Genomic DNA, 6,315 nt, shown 5'->3' with positions numbered 1-6,315 from the left:
GCGTAACTGACCGTTGCAAGCGACGGCCGGTCCCGGCGGGGGGTGCCGTAATCGATGACCTCGGTCAGAATATCCTCATCCCGCACCGCGGTGCTCCGGACGATGCCGGTATCAAGCACCGGTATTGGGACGCCGACGCCGACATACAGCGTCACGCCATAGCCGTTCATCACTGCCGCGCGCAGGAACTCCTGCCGCATCGCTTTCATGTCCCCGGTCACCATCAACGTCCCGAACCCGCCGCCTGCCGAGTGCTGGGTCCCTTCGCCGACCACCATACCCTCCCCACCGGCAAGGAAGATCGGGACACCGCTCCCGATGACCCGGAATCCGGGATCGTTTGCGAGCGGCGAGAGGGTCCCTGCTCCGGAGTAGGAGACGTTGCCGCACCGCGGGAGGAGGCTACCCATATAAGTGTAGAGCGTCCGGTCGGTGGTGTTCGTCGCTGCGTTGTAGCACTGGTAGGAGTTTCTTGGGTTCACCATGACCGCCTGGTTCATATCCTCAAGCAGCAGTTCTGTGGTGATGCTCCTGCGCGGGTAGCAGTCGGTCCCGTGGGAGGTCGCCCGGAGTTCGACGGTGCCTCCCGCGATGAGCTCTTCGAGGACGTGGGCGCCGCCGTAGACCCGGTCCGGGGAATCGGCCTCCTGGGTTGCACCGAGGTATGCGTCGACCGCCGCTATCCCTGCGTATGCCTCCACGTCATTGAGCCAGACACGTTCCATCCTGATAGGGGGGTCGGCGTGCCCGAAGTTGAAGAATGCACCGGAGGAGCACATTGCCCCGAACGTCCCGGTCGTGACGACATCGACCTCCTCCAGTGCTCCTTCCTCTCCGAGTTCGTCGACAATTGCCGGCATCTCGTCGGCGGTAACAACTCGTGCGTTACCGTCGCGTATCCGGGCATTGATGAGGTCGAGGGACTTTTCCATGAACGTATATCCATTCTTGAATATTTATAGGTGTTGACTATTACTTTAGGTAATATGTGCGGGTCAGGCGCCGTGGCGTCCGGGGCGGAGTGACCACGGCAGATCAGGCTCTTTTCGAATATCAGGCGGCAGGCCGCGCGATGATGGCGATAGAGCGAACAGCCCGCATACGCAGCACAAAGGGCACCGAAGATGCGAGGGGATCTACCGGCAAACCTCATCCACCTTTTTTATCCGGGAGGCCCACATGAGGTACTGCATGGATATCCACGAGTTCGTCACCGCAATGGAACAGGTCGCTCCCCCCGAACTGGCCGAAGAGTATGACGCCGGGAGAATCGGCCTCATCGTCGAGGGCAGAAGCGATCTCGGAACCGTCTGCTGCGCGCTCGACGCCACGCAGAGAGTGGTGGAGGCCGCCGTTGCTGCCGGCGCCGATATGCTGGTCGTCCACCACACGCCCCTCTGGAACCCGGTCACGGCAGTCAGGGGGCCAACGGCGCGCCTGCTCCGGAGCCTGCTCTCCAGCGGCATGAACCTCTACGTCATGCACACGAACTTCGACCACGCCGAGGGCGGTGTCAATGACGTCCTCGCGGCCCGACTCGGCCTCCAGCGGACGGAACGGATGGCCGCCGGCCTCGTCGGCGACTGCACGCTCAATGCCAAAGAGATCGCCCGTCGTCTCCCGGGCGGGGGGATACGGATCTACGGCGAGGTGAGCACGATCAGGCGGCTGGCGGTCGTGGGAGGAAGCGGGTTTGACCCCGACCTGATCCAGGAGGCCGCCCGCCTCGGGGCAGACGCCTTCCTCTCAGCGGAACTGAAACACAGCGTGGCTCGTGCATCACCCATCCCCTGCCTGGAAGCCACCCACTACGCGCTCGAGGCCCCGGCCATGGAGGTTCTTGCATCCCGTATGGGGTGGCATTATATCCCTGATCCGCCACACGTAGTGGTAGTTCCATGAGAGAGATCTGGGAAATGATCGAGCAGGACCAGGAGCTGACGGAGGAGTTTCGTACCTGCATCGAGCGCATCTACAAAGACCGGGGAAGAAAAGCGCTTGCCGCCGTTGATGAACGGCGGGTGAAGCGTTACCTGGACTTCTACGTCGTGGTGGGGCACAGCAACGAGTATATCGTGGAAGGAGATTTCTGCACCTGCAGCGACTTTCTCTTTCGGGGACGCGAATGCTGGCACATTCTCGCGGTACGCATTGCAGAACGGACAGGAATATACGAATCCTACGATCTCTGGTACCAGGACGTATGGAAACCTTAAACGTCACGCACAAACAACTATATTAATTCCAGTCATACCAAATTATACTGCGTGATTTTCAATGCTCGAGGAAGAATATACGCTCGATTATTTCCGTTCTGAAGGGTTTGAGCGGAAGGTCTGCAAGAGCTGCGGGGCGGCCTTCTGGACCCGGGACCCCGAACAGGAGTTCTGCGGTGATGCCCCGTGTGTGACGTATAACTTCATCGGCAATCCGGTCTTTAAACCCCATACCGTTGATGAGATGAGGGAGGCGTTCCTCTCGTTCTTCGAGCGGCACGGCCATACACGCCTCGAACGATATCCCGTAGCCGCCCGGTGGAGGGACGACATCTACCTTACCATCGCGTCCATCGCCGACTTCCAACCGTTCGTCACAAGCGGCGTCGTCCCGCCGCCGGCAAACCCGCTCACCATCTCCCAGCCCTGCATCCGCCTAAACGACCTCGACTCGGTCGGGAGGTCGGGCCGCCACCTGACGCTCTTTGAGATGATGGCGCACCATGCCTTCAACACTCCCGAGGAGCAGATCTACTGGAAGGACGAGACGGTGGCCCTCTGCGATGAGTTCATCGCGTCCATCGGGGGCGATCTTGACCGGGTCAGTTATAAGGAGCACCCCTGGTACGGCGGCGGGAATGCAGGAGCGTCCGTCGAGGTGCTCATCGGGGGCCTTGAGGTCGCGACACTGGTCTTCATGAACCTCGGGCGGCAGAAGACCGATCAGCCGCCCGTCGAGGTCAACGGGGACCTCTACTACCCGATGCGGCTGAAGATCGTTGATACCGGCTACGGCCTTGAGAGGTTCGTCTGGGCCTCGAAGGGATCGCCGACGATATACGACGCGGTCTTCCCGGAGATGGTGAGCCGCCTGATGTGCTCAGCGCACCTTGAGGACCTCCTCAACAACCCTGAGTTTACGAAGATCATGGGGCTCAGCGCCCGGTTCGCCGGCGTCATGGATATCTCCGGGACAAACCTCTACAACCTCAGGAGGAAGGTCGCTGAGGCGATCGACGTGCCGCTGGAGAAACTGGAGCGGATCGTCGTCCCGATCGAGAAGGTCTACTCGATCGCCGACCACACCCGCTGCCTCGCCTACATGCTCGGCGACTGTATCGTCCCCTCGAACGTCCGTGAGGGCTACCTTACCCGGCTCGTCCTCCGCCGGACGCTCCGGATGATGAACGACCTCGAGATGGATGAGGACCTGGCCGACCTGATCGAGGCCCAGATGCAGGTCGTGGGGACCGAGAACTTCGAGCAGGACGTCGACGTGGTCAGGGAGATCGTGGAGAACGAGGTGACCAGGTACGCAAGCACCCTTGAGCGCGGGACCAGGATCGTCCAGAAGATCGCCCGGAACTACAAAGCAAAGAGCACACGGGTTCCTCTCCAGGAGGTGATCACCCTCTACGACTCGCACGGCATCCCGCCCGAGATGGTGAAGGAGGTTGCGGCCGGCGAAGGGGCTGTTGTGGAGATCCCGGATAACTTCTACTCGCTGATCGCCGACAGCCACTCGGAGGCGCAGAAGGAGGCAGCGGCAGAGGACCCGCTTGCCGCCTACCGCGAGCGGGCAGAGGCCCTGCCCCCGACAAAGAAACTCTACTACGAACTGCCGGGCGAGGTCGAGTTCGAGGCGATAGTGCTGGACTACTTCGACGGGCTTGCGGTGCTTGACCAGACGCTCTTCTACCCCGAGGGAGGCGGTCAGCCGTCCGATACCGGCACCCTGGTGACCTCGGAGAGCATGGTCCGGGTGGAGGAGGTCACGAAACTCGGGGAGGTGATCCTCCACCGGGTCACGGGAGGCGCCCTGAAACGCGGCGACCGTGTGAAGGGCATGGTGGATGAGGAGCGCCGCCTGTCGCTGATGCGCCACCACACGGCAACCCATGTCCTCCTGCATGCCGCGACAAAGGTGCTCGGCGCCCACGTGCACCAGGCCGGCGCCCAGAAGGGAAGCGAGGCTTCCCGCCTGGATATCAGGCATTACAAGCATATTACGCCTGAGGAACTCCGGAGGATCGAGATCGAGGCAAACCGGATGGTCATGGCCGACATGCCGGTCTACATCAATATCGAGGAGCGGACGAAGGCGGAGCAGAAGTACGGGTTCGGTCTCTACCAGGGCGGCGTCCCCCCGGGCCGGGAGATCAGGACGGTGCAGGTCGGCGGCGACGTGCAGGCGTGCGCCGGGACGCACGTCCGGACAACCGGCGAGATCGGGCTTATCAGGGTTATCGGTGTTGAACATATCCAGGACGGCGTGGAACGGCTCATCTTTGCGGCCGGGATCGCTGCCGTGTACTCCATGCAGCATATGGATGACCTCCTCCAGGCGGCCGCCAGCGTGGTGAGCGTCCAGCCCGAGAACCTGCCAGCGACGGTAACACGCTTCTTCTCGGAATGGAAGGAGCAGAAGAAGGATATCGAGCGTCTCCGGAAGAAAGTGGTGGACCTCCAGATGCAGCACCTCGGGGGCGAGACGGTGGACGGGGTCAGGGTCGTCGTCAGGCAGGTGGACGCGACCCAGAAGGAACTCGTCGCGCTCGCCACCACTGTCGCCGATGAAGGCGGTGTGGCGCTCTTCGCATCGGTCAACGGGAACGTGAAGGTGGTGGCGACATCGGGCGCACCGGCGGTGAACGCCGCCGATATCGTGAGGGAGGTCTGCAGTATCCTTGGCGGGAGGGGCGGCGGTAAGCCGAACCTCGCTCAGGGCGCGGGGCCAGACGTCTCCCGGCTCGAGCAGGCGCTCGAGCATGGGCGTAACCAGATCCTTGAAGCACTCCATGGTTGAGAATGTTGTAGTTATCCAGCCGGGCGATGAGCGGGCACAGAAGATCGCCCGGGCGATGGCGAGCCAGACGGCGAACGCGGTCATCCAGACCTTCGGTGACGGGCCGCTGACGTCGTCGGAGGTTGCCCGGGCGATGGGGATCCCGATCACCACCGCAACCTACCATATCGAGAACCTCCTTGATGCGGGGCTTCTTGAGGTCATGGAGACCCGCTGGAGCGAGAAGGGGCGTGAGGTGAAGGTCTACGGCCTTACGAACCAGGTCCTCATCATCGCGCCGCCGGTGAGCGATCTCGGGTCGGTGCTGAAGAAGTATGCGACGCTCTTTGGCATCGTCGTTCTCGCGAGCCTCGGGCTCTGGGGTCTCCTCCCGGCGCTGCTGCCGGCCCTCGGCGGCATGCCGCCGGAACCGAGGCTCACCGGGGGTGGGGAGGAGATCTCCGCATTCAGGGCGCCCCTGGATAGTGCCGCGGGTGCGCCGCCGGTCCATGACCTGGTGATGAGTTTCTTCTTCGGAGCCTGCGCGGTGCTGCTCGCGCTGCTGGCCTACGAGGTCTACTACTGGTGGCGGACATCTCCGGGATACCAGGCAGAAAAAGAGCAGGAGGAATAGAAGAAGCTGGATGAGGGGGCGTTTGGGGTCTTTACCGTCGCCCCCTGGGAACTCCGGCTTCCGGCGGTTTTCCACTTCCTGCTTCAACTTTCGCCCCGCATTTGGGGCATCGCGTCTTTTTAGGGTTTATCTCCGCACCGCAACTGTAGCATTTCGGCATGGCCTTTCACCACAATAGGCCTGGTTGGGGTGTGACACCATAAGGGTATCCTACGGAGTATTCTTCGAAAACACTTATGAGGCCGCATTCGGCCACAGGCGTATATCGTGTTTTAGAGCTCGACAATCTGAGCTCCGTTTTCGATTCTGATGGGATTTTCATTTGAAACGCTCATGAAGCGTATACCGACGTATCCGCAGTAAGAGTTCTGGCCCGGATTTTTCTCACACCCGCATTGAATCAGAGTACCGGGGCAGCAACAGGGTCTCTTGCGCTCTCGCGCGAAGCGCGCCATGAGCCTTCGGCTNNGGCCTTTCACCACAATAGGCCTGATTGGGGTGTGACACCATAAGGCTATCCCATTGGGATTGGTTTGAAAAACTCGATAAAAAGCAGGAATATGGGCAGAATCGCACCGGAAGGTGCTTTTCCCTGCCGGGCCTGAACCTGGAGGGCGGGCATCGGCCCAACAAAACCATCCTCCGCTCAGTAACCCATCGCGTAGTAGTAGCCGCCTTCC

The 6,315-nt window shown here is 61.5% G+C and carries 5 protein-coding genes; 4 read left to right on the top strand and 1 reads right to left on the bottom strand.

Going from position 1 to position 6,315, the window contains the following annotated elements:
- Window positions 1-932, bottom strand: a 932-nt coding sequence (locus tag BP858_RS01990; protein ID WP_286878701.1) for a homocysteine biosynthesis protein, incomplete at its 3' end; no start/stop codon positions are given.
- Window positions 933-1,179: 247 nt separating this feature from the next.
- Between BP858_RS01990 and BP858_RS01985 the strand changes: the two genes are divergently transcribed.
- From BP858_RS01985 to BP858_RS01970, 4 genes are all read left to right on the top strand, one after another.
- A complete protein-coding gene (locus BP858_RS01985) occupies window positions 1,180-1,902 on the top strand; it encodes a Nif3-like dinuclear metal center hexameric protein (protein ID WP_082864939.1) in 723 nt (240 codons plus the stop codon).
- Window positions 1,899-2,216: an SWIM zinc finger family protein gene (locus BP858_RS01980; protein WP_286878700.1), complete on the top strand. Its 318-nt coding sequence runs from the start codon at window positions 1,899-1,901 to the stop codon at window positions 2,214-2,216. The genes BP858_RS01985 and BP858_RS01980 overlap by 4 nt, the downstream gene beginning before the upstream one ends.
- Before the next feature lie 61 nt (window positions 2,217-2,277).
- Window positions 2,278-5,022 (top strand): alanine--tRNA ligase, encoded by a 2,745-nt coding sequence (alaS, locus tag BP858_RS01975; RefSeq protein WP_286878699.1) that lies wholly within the window; start codon window positions 2,278-2,280, stop codon window positions 5,020-5,022.
- Window positions 5,015-5,635, top strand: coding sequence for an ArsR/SmtB family transcription factor (locus tag BP858_RS01970; RefSeq protein ID WP_281767705.1), 621 nt, complete (start codon window positions 5,015-5,017; stop codon window positions 5,633-5,635). The genes alaS and BP858_RS01970 overlap by 8 nt, the downstream gene beginning before the upstream one ends.
- Window positions 5,636-6,315: the final 680 nt, after the last annotated feature.

Source organism: Methanoculleus sp. UBA413, from assembly GCF_002502935.1.
GTDB classification, from domain to species: Archaea; Halobacteriota; Methanomicrobia; order Methanomicrobiales; family Methanoculleaceae; genus Methanoculleus; species Methanoculleus bourgensis.
This window is presented reverse-complemented; position numbering and strand designations above follow the sequence as displayed.

What these genes read in the sequence shown, in the direction of transcription:
- BP858_RS01970 (WP_281767705.1), top strand. Translation starts at nt 5,015, where the DNA reads ATGGTTGAGAATGTTGTAGTTATCCAGCCGGGCGATGAGCGGGCACAG.
- alaS (WP_286878699.1), top strand. Translation starts at nt 2,278, where the DNA reads ATGCTCGAGGAAGAATATACGCTCGATTATTTCCGTTCTGAAGGGTTT.
- BP858_RS01985 (WP_082864939.1), top strand. Translation starts at nt 1,180, where the DNA reads ATGAGGTACTGCATGGATATCCACGAGTTCGTCACCGCAATGGAACAG.
- BP858_RS01980 (WP_286878700.1), top strand. Translation starts at nt 1,899, where the DNA reads ATGAGAGAGATCTGGGAAATGATCGAGCAGGACCAGGAGCTGACGGAG.